Annotated in this window: 21 protein-coding genes; 3 read left to right on the forward strand and 18 right to left on the reverse strand. The window is 29.6% G+C overall.

The window, feature by feature from the left end; genetic code table 11:
• Nucleotides 1-3 precede the first annotated feature (3 nt).
• The 6 genes from groL to AC2TY9_RS00090 all read right to left on the reverse strand — a co-directional run bounded on the left by groL (nt 4) and on the right by AC2TY9_RS00090 (nt 3,985).
• Nucleotides 4-1,644: a chaperonin GroEL gene (gene groL, locus AC2TY9_RS00065; protein ID WP_489778589.1), complete on the reverse strand. Its 1,641-nt coding sequence runs from the start codon at nt 1,642-1,644 to the stop codon at nt 4-6.
• Entirely contained in the window at nt 1,644-1,901 is a 258-nt protein-coding gene (groES, locus tag AC2TY9_RS00070; protein WP_489778591.1) for a co-chaperone GroES, read from the reverse strand. Before groES ends, groL begins: the two co-directional genes overlap by 1 nt.
• Before the next feature lie 142 nt (nt 1,902-2,043).
• Entirely contained in the window at nt 2,044-2,910 is an 867-nt protein-coding gene (locus AC2TY9_RS00075; RefSeq protein ID WP_489778592.1) for a polyprenyl synthetase family protein, read from the reverse strand.
• 3 nt (nt 2,911-2,913) lie between these two features.
• Nucleotides 2,914-3,234, reverse strand: a complete 321-nt coding sequence (locus AC2TY9_RS00080; RefSeq protein ID WP_489778593.1) for a YbaB/EbfC family nucleoid-associated protein — start codon at nt 3,232-3,234, stop codon at nt 2,914-2,916.
• Nucleotides 3,227-3,610 carry an aspartate 1-decarboxylase gene (gene panD / locus AC2TY9_RS00085; protein WP_489778595.1) on the reverse strand — a complete coding sequence of 128 codons (384 nt, stop codon included), beginning with the start codon at nt 3,608-3,610 and terminating at the stop codon, nt 3,227-3,229. The genes AC2TY9_RS00080 and panD overlap by 8 nt, the downstream gene beginning before the upstream one ends.
• Before the next feature lie 12 nt (nt 3,611-3,622).
• Nucleotides 3,623-3,985 carry a (2Fe-2S) ferredoxin domain-containing protein gene (locus tag AC2TY9_RS00090; RefSeq protein WP_489778597.1) on the reverse strand — a complete coding sequence of 121 codons (363 nt, stop codon included), beginning with the start codon at nt 3,983-3,985 and terminating at the stop codon, nt 3,623-3,625.
• A 151-nt stretch (nt 3,986-4,136) separates the two neighbouring features.
• Here AC2TY9_RS00090 and AC2TY9_RS00095 point away from each other — a divergent pair, with 151 nt between their 5' ends.
• Nucleotides 4,137-4,667: a peptidylprolyl isomerase gene (locus AC2TY9_RS00095; protein WP_489778599.1), complete on the forward strand. Its 531-nt coding sequence runs from the start codon at nt 4,137-4,139 to the stop codon at nt 4,665-4,667.
• 16 nt (nt 4,668-4,683) lie between these two features.
• Here AC2TY9_RS00095 and AC2TY9_RS00100 read toward each other — a convergent pair whose 3' ends face one another.
• The 11 genes from AC2TY9_RS00100 to AC2TY9_RS00150 form a co-directional block, all read right to left on the reverse strand.
• On the reverse strand, nt 4,684-6,057 hold the full coding sequence (locus AC2TY9_RS00100) for a response regulator (RefSeq protein WP_489778601.1): 1,374 nt from the start codon (nt 6,055-6,057) through the stop codon (nt 4,684-4,686).
• A 2-nt stretch (nt 6,058-6,059) separates the two neighbouring features.
• Nucleotides 6,060-6,449: a response regulator transcription factor gene (locus AC2TY9_RS00105; protein WP_489778603.1), complete on the reverse strand. Its 390-nt coding sequence runs from the start codon at nt 6,447-6,449 to the stop codon at nt 6,060-6,062.
• 16 nt (nt 6,450-6,465) lie between these two features.
• The gene (locus AC2TY9_RS00110) at nt 6,466-6,960 is read right to left on the reverse strand and encodes a chemotaxis protein CheW (protein WP_489778605.1); all 495 of its coding nucleotides are present in this window, start codon (nt 6,958-6,960) and stop codon (nt 6,466-6,468) included.
• Nucleotides 6,961-6,964: 4 nt separating this feature from the next.
• Entirely contained in the window at nt 6,965-7,369 is a 405-nt protein-coding gene (locus AC2TY9_RS00115; RefSeq protein ID WP_489778607.1) for a PAS domain-containing protein, read from the reverse strand.
• Between the two features lie 8 nt (nt 7,370-7,377).
• Nucleotides 7,378-9,555 carry a methyl-accepting chemotaxis protein gene (locus AC2TY9_RS00120; RefSeq protein ID WP_489778608.1) on the reverse strand — a complete coding sequence of 726 codons (2,178 nt, stop codon included), beginning with the start codon at nt 9,553-9,555 and terminating at the stop codon, nt 7,378-7,380.
• 51 nt (nt 9,556-9,606) lie between these two features.
• Complete coding sequence (gene xseA, locus AC2TY9_RS00125; RefSeq protein WP_489778610.1) at nt 9,607-10,794, reverse strand: exodeoxyribonuclease VII large subunit; 1,188 nt, start codon at nt 10,792-10,794, stop codon at nt 9,607-9,609.
• A gap of 25 nt (nt 10,795-10,819) precedes the next feature.
• Nucleotides 10,820-11,530: a bifunctional demethylmenaquinone methyltransferase/2-methoxy-6-polyprenyl-1,4-benzoquinol methylase UbiE gene (gene ubiE / locus AC2TY9_RS00130; protein WP_489778612.1), complete on the reverse strand. Its 711-nt coding sequence runs from the start codon at nt 11,528-11,530 to the stop codon at nt 10,820-10,822.
• 82 nt (nt 11,531-11,612) lie between these two features.
• A complete protein-coding gene (locus AC2TY9_RS00135) occupies nt 11,613-11,852 on the reverse strand; it encodes a hypothetical protein (RefSeq protein ID WP_489778614.1) in 240 nt (79 codons plus the stop codon).
• A gap of 5 nt (nt 11,853-11,857) precedes the next feature.
• Nucleotides 11,858-12,649: a hypothetical protein gene (locus tag AC2TY9_RS00140; protein ID WP_489778616.1), complete on the reverse strand. Its 792-nt coding sequence runs from the start codon at nt 12,647-12,649 to the stop codon at nt 11,858-11,860.
• Complete coding sequence (locus AC2TY9_RS00145; RefSeq protein ID WP_489780440.1) at nt 12,646-13,299, reverse strand: 3-methyladenine DNA glycosylase; 654 nt, start codon at nt 13,297-13,299, stop codon at nt 12,646-12,648. Before AC2TY9_RS00145 ends, AC2TY9_RS00140 begins: the two co-directional genes overlap by 4 nt.
• 1 nt (nt 13,300) lies before the next feature.
• Nucleotides 13,301-14,128, reverse strand: coding sequence for a TIGR00282 family metallophosphoesterase (locus AC2TY9_RS00150; protein WP_489778618.1), 828 nt, complete (start codon nt 14,126-14,128; stop codon nt 13,301-13,303).
• A 235-nt stretch (nt 14,129-14,363) separates the two neighbouring features.
• Between AC2TY9_RS00150 and AC2TY9_RS00155 the strand changes: the two genes are divergently transcribed.
• Together AC2TY9_RS00155 and AC2TY9_RS00160 are read left to right on the forward strand one after the other, a co-directional pair.
• Complete coding sequence (locus AC2TY9_RS00155) at nt 14,364-15,917, forward strand: BCCT family transporter (protein ID WP_489778620.1); 1,554 nt, start codon at nt 14,364-14,366, stop codon at nt 15,915-15,917.
• 162 nt (nt 15,918-16,079) lie between these two features.
• Entirely contained in the window at nt 16,080-18,053 is a 1,974-nt protein-coding gene (locus AC2TY9_RS00160) for a BCCT family transporter (protein WP_489778621.1), read from the forward strand.
• An 18-nt stretch (nt 18,054-18,071) separates the two neighbouring features.
• Here the strand turns inward: AC2TY9_RS00160 and AC2TY9_RS00165 are convergent, their stop codons facing one another.
• On the reverse strand, nt 18,072-19,175 hold the full coding sequence (locus AC2TY9_RS00165) for a BaiN/RdsA family NAD(P)/FAD-dependent oxidoreductase (protein WP_489778622.1): 1,104 nt from the start codon (nt 19,173-19,175) through the stop codon (nt 18,072-18,074).
• Nucleotides 19,176-19,181 lie beyond the last annotated feature (6 nt).

Raw genomic sequence — 19,181 nt, forward strand, 5'->3', positions numbered from 1 at the left:
TTACTACATTCCCATACCAGGCATACCGCCCATTCCACCCATATCTGGCATAGCTGGAGCACTTGGTTTATCTTCTTTTACATCTGTAACAGTTGCTTCAGTTGTTAAAAGTAAAGATGCAACAGATACTGCATTTTGCATTGCTACTCTTTCTACTTTTGCTGGGTCAACAATACCTGCTTCGAACATATCAACATATTCACCATTTGCAGCATTGAATCCAAAGTTTTCATTTTCAGATTTTTCAACTTCATTTACAACAACACCAGCATCAAATCCAGCATTAATTGCAATTTGTTTCATTGGTGCTTTAATAGCTCTTAATACAATATCTGCACCAATTGCTTCATCACCATCTAAATCTAAAGAAACCTTTGAAGCAGCTCTAATTAAAGCAGCTCCACCACCAATAACAATACCTTCTTCAACAGCAGCTCTTGTTGCACTTAAAGCATCATCAACTCTGTCTTTTTTCTCTTTCATTTCAGTTTCAGTTGCAGCACCAACTTTAATAACAGCAACACCACCAGAAAGTTTTGCAAGTCTTTCTTGTAATTTTTCTCTATCATAATCAGAAGTTGTATTTTCAATCTCTGCTCTAATTTGATTTACTCTTCCTGTAACTTGTTCATTTGAACCACTTCCATCAACAATAGTAGTGTTATCTTTATCAATTACAATTTTAGAAGCAGTTCCAAGAACATCAATTCCTGAAGTTTCTAATTTCATTCCCATCTCTTCTGAGATAACTGTACCACCAGTTAAAACTGCGATATCTTCTAACATAGCTTTTCTTCTATCACCAAATCCAGGAGCTTTAACTGCTGCAATATTTAATGAACCTCTTAATCTATTTACAACTAAAGTCGCTAATGCTTCACCATCAACATCTTCTGCAATAATTAAAAGTGGTCTATGTGATTGATTTACAGATTCTAAAATTGGTAACATCTCTTTTAAATTAGAGATTTTTTTGTCATATAATAATACATATGGGTTTTCTAATTCTGCAATCATTTTTTCAGAATTTGTAACAAAGTATGGAGATAAATATCCTCTATCAAATTGCATACCTTCAACAACTTCTAACTCATCAGAGATACCTTTTGCTTCTTCAACAGTGATAACACCATCTTTTCCAACTTTATCCATAGCTTCAGCAATCATAGCACCAATTGCACTATCAGAGTTTGCTGAAATTGTAGCTACCTGCTCTATTTCAGTTTTATTAGCAACAACTTTTGATGATGCTTTTAAATTTGCTAAGATAGCCTCACAAGCTTTATCCATACCTCTTTTAAGTGTAATAGGATTAGCTCCAGCTGTAACATTTCTTAAACCCTCTTTGAAAACAGATTGTGCTAAAACAGTAGCTGTTGTAGTTCCATCACCAGCTTCATCAGCAGTTTTAGATGCAACCTCTTTAACAAGTTGTGCACCCATGTTTTCTAAAGTATCTTCAAGTTCAATCTCTCTTGCAACAGAAACACCATCTTTTGTGATAGCAGGAGCTCCAAAAGATTTTTGTAAAAGTACATTTCTTCCTCTTGGTCCCATTGTAACTTTAACAGCATCTGCTAACTTCTCAACACCAGTAAATAATCTATTTCTTGCACTATCACTAAAAATAATCTCTTTTGCCATTACATAACTCCTATAACATTATCAATATCTAATACTAAATAATCTTCACCTTGTAAAGATAATTCAGTTCCTCTGAACTGTTCAAAAATAATAGTATCACCCTCTTTTAATTCAGTAACTTCTGAACCAACTGCTTTTACTACTGCAGTGTTTGGTTTTTCTTTTGCCGAATCAACTAAAATAATCCCGCTTGCAGTTTTTTCTTCTACTTCAGTTCTTTGAACTAGAACTCTTTTTCCTAGTGGTTTAAAAGCCATTTCTATTCTCCTATAGATTTTTATTATTATATTTATTAAATTTTAGCACTCATTTTTTTAGAGTGCCAAATTATAAAAAAAATTTGATTAAATGTCAAGTAATGTGAGTTAATTTGACTAAAGTTTTGCTTTTTATTGCTTTTTATTGCTTTTTATGTCTTGAAATATACTTTAAAAGTAGTTCAGATAATGAATTTTTTAAATCTTCATCTAAACTAGTTAACTGTTCTTCACACTTATTTGCTAAATCATCAGCTGCTTTAATTGCTCCATCAAGACCAAGCAGATTTACAAATGAATTTTTAGATTCATCATTTTGAGTTGTTTTTCCAGCTTCTTCAGAAGACTGTGTTTCATCAATTATATCGTCTTGTATTTGAAACAATAATCCTATATCTATTCCAAAATTAAAAAGTTTTTCTTGTGTAGTTAAATCGTACTGGGCAATTATAGCACCCATTTTTAAACTTGCGGCAATTAGTTTAGCAGTTTTATGAATATGTAAAAACTCTAATTGGTCTAATTCTAATTTTTGATTTTCAAAATAGCAGTCAATTGCTTGACCAATAATCATCCCATCAATTCCGCCATTACTTGCTAAACATTTAATTAATTCAACTTTTATATCATTGTGCAAAGGTGCAGAAGCTACTAAATTAAAAGCTTCCGAATTAAGTGCATCACCAACTAAAATAGCTGTAACTTCATCATATTTTTTATGTAGAGTTTCAAAACCTCGTCTTAAATCAGCATCATCCATTGCAGGTAAATCATCATGAACTAAAGAATAAGTATGTAACATCTCTATTCCTAAAGCTACTGGCATAGCATTAGGAATAAGCAAAGATTTTTTAGATTTTAAAACAGAAAGTAAAAGCATTGGCCTAAATCTTTTACCACCAGCTTTAAGCATATCTGCTAAAGCATCTTCAAAATAAGGATGAAAAGTTTTTGAAACAGGAAGATTATCAAGAAGATAATCTTCAAAGCTTTTTAAAAGTTTTTCCATTATTTATTTTTGTCCAAAAGAACCAAAACCACCCATCATATTCATGGCCATCATTTTCTTGTTCTCATCAGACTGCTTAATTACATCATTCATACAAGAAATAAGTAATATTTGTAAAGAATCTTTATCATCTAAAAGTGAGTCATCAATTTTTAAATCAACAACTTCTGAATTTCCGTTTATAGAGATTTCAACCATTCCTCCACCAGCTTTTGCCGTGAAAAGTTTTTGAGCATTATCTTCCTTGGCTTTATCAGCCATTTCTTGAACTTGCCCCATAACTTGATTTAGGTCTATCTTACTTAAGTCTATTCCATCAAACATGATCACTTCCTACTAATTCATTTGTAATTGTTTCTATATTATTCTTTTCATCAACAATAACAACTGTTGGTAAATAATTTTCCAACTCCTCTTCAGAATATGAAGCATATGAGATAACAATAATCTTATCACCAATTTCTACTTTTCTTGCAGCAGCACCATTTAGACACATATCTTTACTACCTGCTTTACCTTTTATAACGTAAGTAGCAAATCTTTCCCCATTGTTTACATTTACAATTTCAACTTTTTGTCCAACTCTTAATTTTGAAGATTTCATTAACTCTTCATCTATAGTAATCGAACCAACATAGTTTAGATTTGCATCCGTAACAGTTGCTCTATGAATTTTGCTATAAAGCATATCAAATGTCATCAATAACGTCCTCTATTGCACTAAATTAATAGGCTCTCCCCAGAATTGTTCAGGTATCAAATACTCCTGTACAGGGTTGCCCCCAATTATGTGTTCTTCCACTATTTTATCTATTTTTTCCTTAGATAATTTACAATACATATGATGTCCAGGCTCAACTAACATAACAGGTCCCATTTGGCATCTTCCTAAACATGATGTTCTGATTGGTTGAACTGGTCCCATCAAACCTTTTTGCATCATTGATTGTGCTAAATGGTTAAATAAATCCCTAGATTCTTCAGTTACACATGAAGGTTTTGGCATACCCGGAGGAGCACTTTGTTCACATTTAAAAATGTAAAACGTTGGTTGTGGAATTGCTGGCATTTCCATAAAAGTCCTTTATTATAGTTTGCTTTTGTAAATTATGTTGCGATTTTATCAAATATTTTTTAAAGGTATCTAAAAATAGATTTTTAATAAATCTTTAACACCTTACATAATATACTAATTCTTCTGAATAAATCATATAGAAAGGTTAAAAATGAAAAAGATTTTATTTCTTTTTTTCAGCTTAGTGTTACTTTTAGAAGCAGCTAATCCAATTGCTGTGTTAAAAACGAATCAAGGCGAAATTGAAATTGAATTAAGGCCAGATATTGCACCTAAGGCTGTGGAAAACTTTGTAACTCATGCTAAGAATGGATATTATGATGGACTAATTTTCCATAGAGTTATTAAAAACTTCATGATTCAAGGTGGAGATCCAACAGGAACAGGAAGGGGTGGCGAATCTATTTGGGGAAAAGCTTTTAAAGATGAGTTTGCTCCTAATGCAGTATTTGATAAGCCTGGAATATTAGCAATGGCTAACGCAGGACCAAATACAAATGGAAGTCAGTTTTTTATAACAACTGTTGCAACATACTGGTTAAATGGTAGACATACAATTTTTGGATATGTAAAAAAAGGTATGGATATAGTTAAAAAAATTGAAAATGTTCCAACTACAAGTCAATATCAAGGTAATAAACCATTAAATGATCAACAGATTATTTCTATTACTATTAAGTAAGTTATTTGGAAAGTCTTTACTTTCCAAATAGTTTTGAAAGAATTGTTTTATCTCCATGAGTTAGTATATCCCGTTCAAGTTTTTCAGCCCTCTTTGCTTCACTTTTTGCTTTTTCTTTCCAGTAAATCAATTTTTGAGATATTGCTTCGGCATTTTCTAAATCATCATATTTATCAGTAGTTCTTCTAAGTTCTTTTTCTAAGTCATCAATTTTAATATCATAATTAAGTCTTAATTGTTTTAGATATTTTTGATGTTCTTCTTCTATTGTTTCAAGTTTAGTTGATAATATTTTCACTTCAACTTTTAAATCACTTATTTGTTTTACATATTTTTGTTTATCTTTATGAAAATTTTTAGTTTCATCTAAATCTTTTTTATATAGTGCTAATTCTGATCTTAATTTTCTATTCTCTTTGGAATAGATATCAGAAGTACTAATATATTTATTTTTTTCGGTTTGTTCACTCTGTATTTTTGTTTCTAATATCTTAATCTCTTCTTCTAAGATATTAATTTTTTGCTCAAGGGAAGTTGCAGTTTCTTTACTTCTTTTAAAAATTTCACTTTTATCTCTAATTAGAGATGTTTGGACTTCTCTACGTTTTAAAGCCTCTTTTGTCTCATCTTTTTGTATAACTAAACATCCAGTCATAACTCCAGTATCATCCAAAGTTGTAATAACTGAACTGTTTGCAATATAATAATTTCCATCTTTTGTGATATTTTTTAAAATACCATTCCATTGTTTATTGTTATAAACACTATTGTATAATTTTTTATAAACCTCTTCATCTAAATCTTTATGTTTTAGATAAAGTAAATCTTTTCCTATTAACTCTTTTTTATCAAAACCTGTTATTTCAATAAACAAATCATTAACAAATGAGATTTTTAAATTTTTATTTGTTCTTATTACAATATTATTGTTATAGATAATATCTTTATATTTTTTTAGCTCTTTGTTTTGTTGTTTTAATAAAAACTCATGGTAAAGGATTGTAGCAAGCTCACCTAATACTGTCATCAAAAGTCTAATATCTATTGGTTTTATGATATATTCAAAAACTTTTAATTTTATTGAATCAACTAAAAATTTAGTGTCTGAATATGCAGTTGTGAAGATTACAGGAATAGATTTATTGAGCTTTCTAATCTCTTCAAGCATCTCTATACCTGTTAATTTAGGCATATTTATATCAGCTATAATAATATCAATTTCATCTTTTTTTTCACTATATAAAGATAAACCCTCTTTACCATCGCAAGCAGTATAAATTTTATTAAAAAAGCTTGATAGAAGTTTTGTTAACTCATCCCTTACGCTATCATCATCTTCAACGTAAAGAACAGTTAATCTTTTTAAAAGCTTTTTATCAACTGAAGCCATATTTATTTATTATCCATTGTTGTAACTAGATCAATAAACTTTATAAAATCAAAAGGTTTTAATAAATAGTTATCAACACCAAACTCTTTTGCTTTATTTATATAATCAATTTCAGTATGGGCAGACATTACAATAATAGGCTTATCAAAATTGTCTTCATTTAACTTTTCAATTAACTCTAAGCCGCTCATTATTGGCATATTTAAATCTGTTATTACAACATCGATGTCAGAATTTTGTTTTATGACATCTAAAGCTTCTTCTCCGTTTTTTGCTGTTAGAAAACTTGCTTCAAGTTTATTTAATGTATCAGTTATGATCTCAATTAAATCCTCTTCATCTTCAACAAACAAAAGCTTTAATTTTTTTAATTTTTCAATTTTTTCTTGCATAATGTATTTTATTACTTTAATTCTTTAGTTCATCTTTATGAACTACAGATTCTATATCCATAACTACCAACATCTGATTATTTGCAAGTCTAACAAAACCTTTTAGGTACTTAGATGGTATAGCTGAACCCATATCTGAAACAGGAGCTAAGCTTGTTGTATCTAATCTTTGAACATCATCAACTTTATCAACAACAATACCTATCATTCTATTATCTTCTGTTATAACAGCAATTACAGCAGTACTATCATTATATATAGCTTCTCCAGTTTGAAATTTAATTCTAATATCTAAAATTGGTACAACTTCACCTCTTAAGTTTATTAAACCTTTTACCCACTTTGTAGTGTTTGGTAAAACTGTAATGTTTTTTGGATAAGTTAAAATCTCTCTAATTTTAGGTAATTCAATTGCATACTTCATTTTACCTAATTCAAAAGTCATAAACTCACTAGTATTTGCGTAATTTATAATTTCATCTTCTCTTTGATTTGTGTTATTTGTTTCCATTTATTTATCTCCCTTCATCTTTATTCCATTCTTTATATACTTTTTCAATCTCTTCAATCTCTTTCTTTGATGGTTTTCTTCTACAGGACAGATACCCTTTTGACCCATCACAACTTTCAAAAGGATAAACAGTTGCATAAACCCAGTAAAAGCCACCAGATTTTGTTGCATTTTTAACATAGCCTGTCCAAACTTCACCTGCTTGAACTGTATCCCATAGTGATTTAAAGGCTTTTTTAGGCATATCTTGATGTCTTACCATAGAATGAGGTTGTCCCATTAATTCTTCTAGGGTATATTCTGCGACTTTACAGAAATCATCATTTGCAAATCTTATTATACCTTTTTCATCGGTTTCACTTACCAAAAAAGCATTTTGATCTAATACTATTTCTTGTCCAATTGCCATAATATCCCCTAATTAAACTTTTTACTCATTGCATCTTCAACTAGATCTTTTGCCATTGATGATACATCATTTGCAATAGTTCTAACCTGATTAGCTTCATTTGCATTTTCCTGAGTAACTCTATCAAGCATAGTAACCGTGTCATTAATTTGTTCAATTCCAGTCATTTGTTCTTTACTAGCACTACTAACATTTTCAATTAATTGTAGGGTTTCATTTATATGAGTATTTAACTCTTGATAACCATGAATCATCTCAGCGGAAATATTTTTACCCTCATTTGCTTTTAAATTTGCATCTTCAACTAAATCTTTAATCTCTTTTGCTGCTTGGGCACTTCTACTTGCAAGATTTCTAACCTCTTGTGCTACAACTGCGAAGCCTTTTCCAGCTTCTCCTGCTGTTGCTGCTTCTACAGCTGCATTTAAAGATAAAATATTTGTTTGGAAAGCAATTTGATCTATTACAGTAATTGCTTCATTAATAGAACTAACCTTTTCATTTATTTCATCCATTGAAAAAGCAGTTTTACTTGCTAAAGATTCACCTGAAACAACAGATTGTTTTACAGTTTCGCCAAGATTTGCCATTCTTGAAGCATTATCTGCATTGCTTCTTGTAATTGAAGTTATCTCTTCTAAAGCTGCAGCAGTTTCTTCTAAAGATGCTGCTTGTTCATTCGCCTTAGCTGCAAGATTTTTCATAGAGCTGTTCATAGTATCAGCATTTTTTTCTAAAGTTTGTCCATTATTTAGGTTTCTTCTTGCACCTTCACTTAATGCAAGTCCAAGTTTATTTGTACTTTCCATAACCTCTAACATTTTAGCTTTTAGTTTTGGACTGATCTCAACTTTATCAGTAAAATCATCATTTGCATAGTTTGTAACAGTTCTAATAAGTTCAATCATGTTATTATCGACGGTATTAAGCATTTTATTAATAGTATCTTTTAAAGTTACAATCATTGGATTATCTGAAGATGAATTAATTCTACACTTATAAATACCTTGCTCAACCTTATCAGTTGTAAGAACAATCTCTCCAATAACTCGCATATCATCTTTTAATTTTTTATCAAATTCATCTGCTGTTTTATTTAGAAGTTTTAACATATCTGCAACTTCATCATTTGTATAAACTGATGTTTTATTAAAACTATTAGTTTTAAAAGTAATAAAATCTAAAAATTCTGCAAAAGATTTCTTAAATTTATTTAACCCACCACTAATAATTCTATTAAAGAAGTACATTATAGTAGCAATCAATAAAATTGTTAAAACAACCATCATTCCTAGCATCGTATAAACTAATTTAGCAGATTCATCGAATGTATTATCAACATGTTCAATATGATCAGCAATAATATAAAAACCTAATTTTTCACCTTTAAAATCTTGTATTGGGAACCTTGTGTAAAAATAGTTTTTATCAGAGATAAATCCTGTTTTATCAAATTTTCTTAAATCCAATTTATCTAAAGATGCTCTAAAATTTTTGTCAAAAGTTTTTTGAGATAAATAGTATTTTCCAAGTTTGTCTTGAGAGCTTAATGCATCGCCTCTTTTTAATTTTTCATCCATTAAAACGATTAAAAACTCATCATCTTTTGCAAAATCATTTACTACAGAATTAAAACCTTGAATAAATTCAACAGAACCTGCATATTTTCCATCCATATCAAATATTGGTGCTAATCCTCTTAAAACTAGTCCTGCTCGACCAACTTCTATTGCTGCAAGCGGTTTTTTTGTTTTTTTAACTTCTAAAATAGTATCCCTAAAAGATTTTAAATCATCTCCATGTTTATCAGGTTTCCAACTTCTATAAAAAGATTTTACATCTTTATCGTGTATATGAATTTTTATATTGTTAAAAGTGGTTCCATCTTTCATAGCATTAGTAAGAGAAGTAAGAGTAACTTTTAACATACTTCTATCATTTGTTTCTAAAGCTAACAGTAAATCTGTGTTTTGAGATAGTGTTACAGCATTTGAAATTGCAACATCCATTTTTGATTGAATTCGCTCTTGAATTAAAACTTTAAAATGGTCTTTAGTTTTTACTTCAACATCTTCTTTCATTGAGTTTACAATGAAGTAAGAGATTACACCAGCTATTACAATAACAACAAGTGCAACAAGTAAAACTCTAATAATAATTTTACCAGCAATTGAGTCTTTTTTCATAAAACACCTTTGAGTATAATGGGATATTCTATCGAGTGTAAACTTAAATTATTATTGTTTATTTAATTTTTTTATTTCACAAAGTGCGATTGTATTAGGTGTTTGTAAAGTTATTTTTTCACCTACTTTTGTTTTATCTAAGTTTATTATCTCATTATTTTGAGATATTTGAACAAAACCTTTGAAATCTTTTTTTGTAGGATCATTTGTTTTATAACTATTTTTTAATGAATTAATCTCATTTTGATAAGAATTAAAAATTTGTGTCAAATTTGTTTTAAAAGAGTTTTTCATAAAAGATATCTCTTTTTCAATTAGATTAAATCTAGTTTTTAAAGAGTTTTGTTCAAAAAGTCTACATAGATTATCTAATAAGTTTTGTTTGTTTTCTATGGTGTTTTTTATTCTATTTGTAAATTCATTTTGCAAATTATCTAGATAGATTCTATGTTCGTTAGCATCTGGTAGCACTATTTCCATTGCATTTGATGGGGTTGCAGCTCTAACATCAGCAACAAAATCAGATATCAAAAAATCTATCTCATGACCAACTGCTGAGACAATAGGTTTTTCACAATTATAAATTGCATCAGCAACAATCTCTTCATTAAAGGCCCATAAATCTTCTATACTTCCTCCACCACGTCCAACTACTAAGAGATCAACATCTAAAGTTTTTGCATAATTTATTGATTTAACAATATCTACTTTTGCGCCCTCACCTTGAACTAAAGTCGGTACTAAAATAAATTTTGTTAGAGGCCACCTATTACTTGCAACTTTTTTCATATCTTCAATTGCAGCTCCTGTAGGAGATGTTACAAGTGCAATTTTTTTTGGATATCTAGGAAGTTGCTTTTTTATAGAAGTATCAAAATAACCTTTTGCTTGAAGTTTTTGTTTTAACTGCTCATATGCTAAGGCTAAGGCACCTTGGCCTGAAGGTTCAATTTTATTACACATAAGTTGATAATTTCCCCTTGGGGTGTAAACAGTTATATTACCAGTTATCACAACTTTTAGTCCAACTTCTAATTGAAACTTTAAATATTTTGCATTTCCTTTAAACATTACACAAGAGATAGTTGAGTTTTCATCTTTTATTGAAAAATAAATATGCCCCGAATTATGATATGTTAAATTAGAAATTTCACCTTCAATATAGACATTTATAAAAGTTGTTTCTAATAAAGATTTAATTTGGGTGTTTAAAGTTGAAACTGAAATTGGTGAATTCATCAAAAACCTATTAAAGTCAAGAAAACTAAAGTTTTCTTGCTATTATTAAAGTTGAGATATTCATAGAAAAAGCTTGTGTATGGATTGGTTCAAGACCAGCTTGCTTTAGCTCTTTACATAAATTATCAGTTGTTAGAAATTCATCAATTGAATTTGGTAAGTAAGTATATGCTTCTTTATTTCTTGAAATTAATCCACCTAAAGTTGGTAAAATTTTATTCATATAAAAATCAGTCACATAATCAAGTGGTGAATTTTTCTCATTTTTTGTAAATTCAGAGATTACAACTAAGCCATCTTTTTTAAGAACCCTTGCAAATTCATCAAAAGCTTCTTGTCTTTGAACAACATTTCTAATCCCATATGAAATAGAGATAATATCAGCACTATCACTATCAAGAGGCATTTGTGCTGCTCCTGCTTCAATAAACTGTACTTCGGGAAGTTTAACTCTAGCAACATCCATCATACCAACACTTGGATCAACTCCAACAATACTTTTAAGTTCAATTGCATTGTTTTTTGCAATTTTTTTCCAAAACTCAATCATATCACCAGTTCCACAAGCCACATCTACAATTTTTTCAAGTGAATCTTTTTCATAAAATTTATAGGCTAAATTACAAGCTTTGTTTCTCCATGACTTGTCAATTCCCATACTAAGAACTCTATTTGCAACATCATAAGTTCCAGCAATGTCATTAAACATAGATACAATTTTTTCTTGTTTTCCCAAAAATAACTCCTAAAAAATGTCTCATTTAAAAGAGACTTATAAATTTCTAAAATCTAAAATACTTCAAAATGAAATATTTAACCTACACTAAATATTTTCCAACAAAAAGACCTAAAATAAAACCAACATTTAACATGATGATTAAAAATAAAATTGAAATCTTTTTATCTTTTTCTGGAACTTGATTTAGAATCTTTTTTTGTGCAATAAGTGAATCATCCAAAGACCTTCTTGCATGATCAATATTATCAAAAGAGTTTCGTAAACTAAGTTCAGCTAATTCAAGTCTTTCAACTATCTCCTTAGCTTGTTTAAAAGTCATGTCACTCATTTTTTAATTTCAAGCCAATTATCTAAATCATAAAATATTTTGTTCAATGTTCCAAGAACATAATCTTTTGCTTCAGTTTGAATCCTTCTAAAGAAAAGAAATTTTCTTGCACTTTCAATATCACCTAACTCTTTTGCCTGAATAGCTTTTTTTGCAAAATCTGTATTGTTGTATGCCATTTCCCAAACTGTACTACCAAGATATCTACTCATAGTAATCACCTTGTCGTTTTTAACAGGAAAATATTTAGGATCTTTTACAAAATCACAAATTACAGAATTACTATCTAAATACTTATGACCAAAAAAATTAATAAACTGTTCTTCAATATAATCTTGATCCATAGAAATAGCTCTATTTAATGCAAAAAGAATATTGTCTTCCATGTTTTGTTCAATTTTTTTGATTTTTTTCATTGTAGCAATAGCATTTTTACCATCAAGTTCACCATCACCTAAAGGGATGATCCATTTTACATTTCCAAAAGAACCAACTTTTTTAATCTCTTCTAAAACTAATGTTGAAGTTTTGTTTCCACCAACATCAACAATAATTTCATGTTTATCATCCATTAAGATAAGTTCATCAAGTTCTGTTAGTTTGTTTGTTCCTAACATCCTTTTATTAACAATTTGCGTTCTTGTAAAAGATTGACTATCATTGTTTTCATCATCAATCTCAATATATGTTACTTTTTTCCCATGTTTTTTATACAAATAAGGTGCAATAACTTGCATTGCAACTGTTGACTTCCCAACACCACCTTTAGTTTGTGGAATAATAATCATTCTTCAACCCTTGTGAAACTCTTTGATTTATTCTGCTTCATATATTCAATAATCTTCCCATGAAACCTACAATATAGCTTGTTAAGAGATATTTCATATCCATAAAGTTTGTAAATTCTATCTAAATTTTCATTAATTCCATATTCACACCATGATGATAAATCTTCATAAGAATTGAATTCATAATTAAATAATAATAAAAGCTTTTGTGTATATTTATCAACAACCATAAACTCTTTATGACAACCATAACACAAAATTGCATCTGCAGTTTCTTGACCTATTCCTTTTTGATTTAAAAGCCAGCTTCTTGAAATATTCTTTTGAAAGTTTTCAAAATTATCAAACTCTTCAAGAATATTTTTTGCAAACAATTTTATTCTATAAGATTTCTGATTTTTAAATCCACTAGGAGTTATTGCTTTTATTAATGTTTCTATATCTATTTTGATTAAAGCTTCCAATGACAAAAGATTTAAATTTTTTAAATTTTTTAAGGATTTTTCTACATTTTCCCATTTTGTATTTTGTGTTAAGATTGCACCAATAGTGATTTCAAAATCATTACAATTTGGCCACCAAAATTCAGGGGAGTTTTCCAATAAATTTTGATTTTTTAGAAACTTCAATAAATCAAAACTATCTTTTATCTTAATCAAAAATTGCCTCAGTTTTAATTATTTCAGTTCTATCACAATATTTTTTTAATTTAAAAGATTCAATGGTTTTACCATCTTGTATTTCTAAAACCATGATTTGAAAAATAGCTTTACAATTATTTGGCACTTCAAAATGACCACCAATTCCTGTTGTAGCCTTTTGAATTGGAATTTTATCATTCATCCCAATTATATTATCCCTACACCCTGTCAAACCAATATCTGTTAAATAAGATGTTCCATCAATAACTTGTAAGTCATCAGTCCCTACATGGGTGTGTGTTCCACAAATTCCACTAACTTTGCCCTTTAGCATCATAAAAATGATTCTTTTTTCACTTGTAGCTTCCCCGTGAAAATCTACAAAAATATTTTTAATTCCTTGTTGATTTAACTCTTCAACTTTTTTCTTTGCCCAATTAAATGGGTTTTCAACCGTTGGCATGGAAAACTGACCCATTAAATTTAATACTGCTAGTTTTTCTATTTTTTCTTCTGAATCTTTTACCTCAAAAATTTTTAATCCAGAACCTGGAACACCATCTGGATAATTATCAGGCCTTAACACATTAGAGGTTTCTAATAAAGCAAACATCTCTTGTTTTTTATCAAAAGAGTGATTACCCCCTGTAATTACGTCAATTCCAGATTTTAAAAGTTCATTAGAATTTTTTACAGTTAATCCAAAGCCATGACTAGCATTTTCAGCATTTGCTATTACAAAGTCTATATTATATTCATTTTTTATTTTTGAAAGGTTCTCTTTTATAATTTTTCTTCCTGGTCGACCAACTATGTCGCCTATAAATGCAATTCTCAAATCTATCCTTAAGGAGTTCATTTACTCAAATATTATTGAAAGAATTGTATCCACTGTACCATTTGTAAACAATTAATTATCTTATTGATTTTGAATCTATGTTTATTTTAAACATAATTATGATATTTTATTTACACAGTTTATGTCATATTTTTACACTTTTTACGTATTTTAAAAACTTTCTTAGTGTAAAAATATTTCATAAAAATAAATTTTTGTAGAGAAGGATTACTTTATGCCCAATAAAGCATATAAGACTGACTATGAAGTTGGTCAAGATAATGTAGAAGTTATGGGGATGGACTTACATAACCCTGTATTTTTCATAAGTGCTGTTGTTATATTACTTTTTGTAATTTTAACACTTATTTTTCCAGCAGGAGCAAAAGAAGCTCTAGATGGAGCTAAATGGTGGTCAATCAATAATTTCGATTGGCTTTTTATGTTAGCAGGTAATATTTTTGTTATATTTTGTTTAGTTTTGATTTTTCTTCCAGTAGGAAAAATTAGACTTGGTGGGAAAGACGCAAAACCTGAGTTTTCTAGAATGTCATGGTTTGCTATGCTATTTGCAGCAGGTATGGGTATTGGTCTAATGTTCTGGAGTGTTGCTGAACCAATTGCTTATTATACAGGTTGGTATAAAACACCACTAGGAGTTGAAGCAAACACAGCAGAAGCTGCAGACATGGCAATGGCTGCAACTATGTATCACTGGGGGTTGCACCCTTGGGCTATATATAGTGTAGTTGGTTTATCTTTGGCTTTTTTTACTTATAACAAGAAGCTTCCACTTACAATTAGATCTGCATTTTACCCAATATTTGGAGATAAAATCTGGGGTTGGACTGGGCATATAATTGATATGTTAGCAGTTTTTGCAACTATTTTTGGTCTTGCTACATCACTTGGACTTGGAGCACAACAAGCAAGTGGTGGACTTCATTATCTTTTTGGAATTGATGCTGGAATTTCAACCCAAGTTGGTATTATCATTTTTGTAACATCTATTGCAACTTTTTCAGTAATTAGAGGTGTTGATGGTGGTGTAAAACTATTAAGTAATATAAATATGATTATTGCAGCATGTCTTTTATTTTTTGTTATCTTAGCTGGGGCAGCCCTTGGGATTTTTTCTGAGTTCTTTTCAACTGCGGGTAACTATTTAACAAATATTATTCCTTTAAGTAATTGGGTAGGAAGAGAAGATACAGCATGGTTCCATGGATGGACTGTATTTTATTGGTCATGGTGGATTTCATGGTCACCATTTGTAGGAATGTTTATTGCCAGAGTTTCAAAAGGAAGAACAGTAAGAGAGTTTATTTTAGCTGTTTTATTAATCCCAACATTAATTACAATTTTATGGATGAGTGCCTTTGGTGGTTCAGCTATGGATCAAGCTATGAACAATGTTGGAGCTTTAGCAAATGGAATCACTGATGTATCTTTAGCAATGTTCCAAATGCTTGAAAATATGCCTTTTTCTTCAATTACTTCATTTTTAGCAATTGTATTAATATTAGTATTTTTTATCACTTCATCAGATTCTGGTTCACTAGTAATTGATAGTATCACAGCAGGTGGTAAAATCGATGCACCAGTTCCTCAAAGAATTTTTTGGGCAGTAGTTGAAGGTTTAATTGCTGGGTCATTACTATTTGTTGGAGGGAAAGAGGCTTTAAAAGCTCTTCAAGCTGGTTCTGTGACGACAGGATTACCATTTACGATAGTCTTACTTGTAATGTGTTACTCTTTATACAAAGGTTTAAAATCAGAAAAAATATAAATTAAACTAGGTGTTCTACACCTGGTTTTTTAGAACTATACATTAATAATTATTCCTATAAATCAAGCCTTAAAGCATAATTGAATTGAAGATTAAGAAAAAAATTGTAAAATAGAAATTGTATACAATTTGTATACTAATAAAACTACTAAAAGGAAACTGATGAGTTCAAAACTGAACAAACAAGTTTTTTTCACTTCTTCTGGGATAATTATTTTATTAGCATTATTTGCATCTATATTTCCAAAAGTTGCTGATGACTTTTTCAAAAACTTACAAAATGTTATTGTACAAAACGGTAGTTGGTTTTATGTATTAACTGTTGCAATAATTCTGATTACTGTTTTTTATTTAGCCCTTTCAAAATATGGAGATATTAAATTAGGTCCAGACCATTCAACGGCTGATTATTCTTACCTTTCTTGGTTTGCTATGCTATTTTCAGCTGGTATGGGAATTGGTTTAATGTTTTTTGGTGTAGCTGAACCTGTTATGCACTTTTTAAATCCTCCTATTGGAGATGGAAGTACTATAGAATCTGCTAAAGAGGCTTTAAAGATTACATTTTTTCACTGGGGATTACACGCTTGGGCTATTTATGCCATTGTTGCTATTATTCTTGCATTTTTTAGTTATAGACATAATTTACCTTTAACGTTAAGGTCTTCCCTTTATCCTTTAATTGGAGATAAAATTTATGGGCCAATTGGTCATGCAGTTGATATTTTTGCAGTTATTGGTACTTTATTTGGTGTTGCTACATCTTTAGGATATGGTGTTCTTCAAGTAAATACAGGACTTAACTATTTATGGGATATTCCAGTAAGCCCTACTTCTCAAGTTATTTTAATTATTGCAATAACTGCACTTGCTACACTTTCAGTAACAACAGGGCTAGATAAAGGGATCAAAATTCTATCCGAAATAAATCTGGCATTAGCAATAATACTTTTACTTTTTATTTTAGTTGCAGGGAATACAATTTTCTTACTTCAAGCATATGTTCAAAATGTTGGAGACTATGCTTCAAACTTATTGAAAAGTACCTTTAATCTTTTTGCTTATCAAAAAACAGACTGGTTAGGTGGTTGGACTATTCTATATTGGGCATGGTGGATATCTTGGTCACCATTTGTTGGTCTTTTCATTGCAAGAATTTCTAGAGGTAGAACAATTAGAGAGTTTACATTAGGTGTATTACTAGTTCCTACAGCATTTACATTAATGTGGATGACATTTTTTGGTAACTCTGCTATTAGTTTAATTTTAGATGATGGATTTATACAATTTGGAGAGGTTGTTAAAAATAATGTACCTGTGGCAATATTTGCATTTTTAGAACACTTTAGTTTTAGTGGACTAACTTCAATTGTAGCAACAGTTATGGTAATTGTATTCTTCGTAACATCATCTGACTCTGGATCTATGGTTATTGATATGCTTTGTTCAAATGGAAATGACAACACTCCAATATGGCAAAGAGTTTATTGGGCTGTAGGAGAAGGAGTTATTGCTTCTATTTTAATTTTAGTTGGGGGATTAAGTGCCTTACAAACAATGACTATTGCTAGTGCACTACCCTTTTCTATTGTTTTATTAATAGCTTGTTATGGTCTAGTAAAAGCCTTAAGAGTAGATATAGCAAAAAAAGAGAGTTTATTATATAGTCCAACTCAAATCACAACTACAAATAATACAGCAAATTGGGATGCAAGATTAGGTACTATCATTGACTTCCCATCTAAAAACAATGTCAAAAAGTTTATTCAAAAAATTGCATATCCTGCTATTTCAGATGTTGCAGAAGAGTTAAAAAAACATGAATTAGATGTTTCTATAAAAGAAACTGATGATGGGATATCTCTAACTGTATTTCTGGGAGAAGAAGGAAACTTTGGAGAAAACAAAAACTTTATTTATAAAGTTAAGGTTGTACCTAGAGTTAAACCAAGTTTTGCAGTTGATGAAAAAGAAGATGTAGAAAGAACCGAAGAAGAACTATATTATTGTGCAGTTGTACACTTAATTGAAGGTGGACAAGACTACGATATCATGGGATGGTCAAAAGATGGTATTAGAAATGATATAGTTGATCACTACCAAAAACATATGCACTTTATTCATCTTTTAAGTTAGTAAGATTATCTTACTAACTTAATTAAATTCCTTCGCACAAACATATGCTTGTGAAAAATAAAGTTGAAAATTGTATCCACCAAGTTCACCTGTGGCATCTAAGCACTCACCAATAAAATATAAGTCTTTTTGTTTTTTACTTTCGAAAGAGTTAATATCTACTTCATTAGTATTAATTCCGCCACTTGTAACCTCTGCTTTTGTATATCCAAAGGTTCCAGCTGGAGAAAACTCATAATTCTTAAGAAGTTTTATTTTTTCTCTTTCTTCTTTTGATAAAGAGCTAACTGCTTTATCTTCAAGTTGTATTGAGTTTAGAAACTCTACCATAAATCTTTTGGGAAGAGGAATTGCTGAACTAATTTTTTTATTACCTTTTAAAAGGGGTTCTATTTTTTTATTTGGAAGAAAATCTAAACTCATCTTACCTTTTTGCCAATATAAAGAAGAGTTTAAAATAACAGGTCCAGAACAGCCTTTATGGGCAAACAATAAACTTCCATAAAAACTTTTCATCTCTGCTTTATAAGGAATTTTTGCTTCAACCATAGTTGATATACCACTTAGGCTTTTAAACCAAAATTGTTCTTTTTGAACAGTAAAACCAACTAATGCAGGTTTTGTTGGATTAATTGTATGTCCAAATTTTGAAGCGATATCATATGCAATTGAAGTTGCACCTAAGGTTTGGTAAGACAAGCCACCACTTGCAATAATAAGCTTTTTTGTTAAGATCTCTTGTTTATTGGTTTTGATTTTATAATATTTATCAAAATCTACATCTAAAACTTTTGTATTCATATGTTTTTTTATATGACTAGTAAGTTTTTCAAACATACTTATAACCTCTTTTGAACTATTACAAAAGTATGTTCCCTTTACTATTTTTGGATTTACTTTGGGATAAACTTCATTTTCATTTAAAAAATTTAATAAATCTTTATTTGAATATTTTGATAAAGTATTTTTTACAAATTCTTCATTTCCTAGATAATTATTAAAACTTACCTTTTCATTGGTGATATTACATTTCGCTCCACCACTTACTTTTATCTTTGCACCTATTTTATCATTTGCTTCAATTAAACAAACATTTTTATTCTTTAAAAAAGAAGCAAGCATAAGACC

This window comes from Arcobacter sp. ISO1 (genome assembly GCF_058105185.1).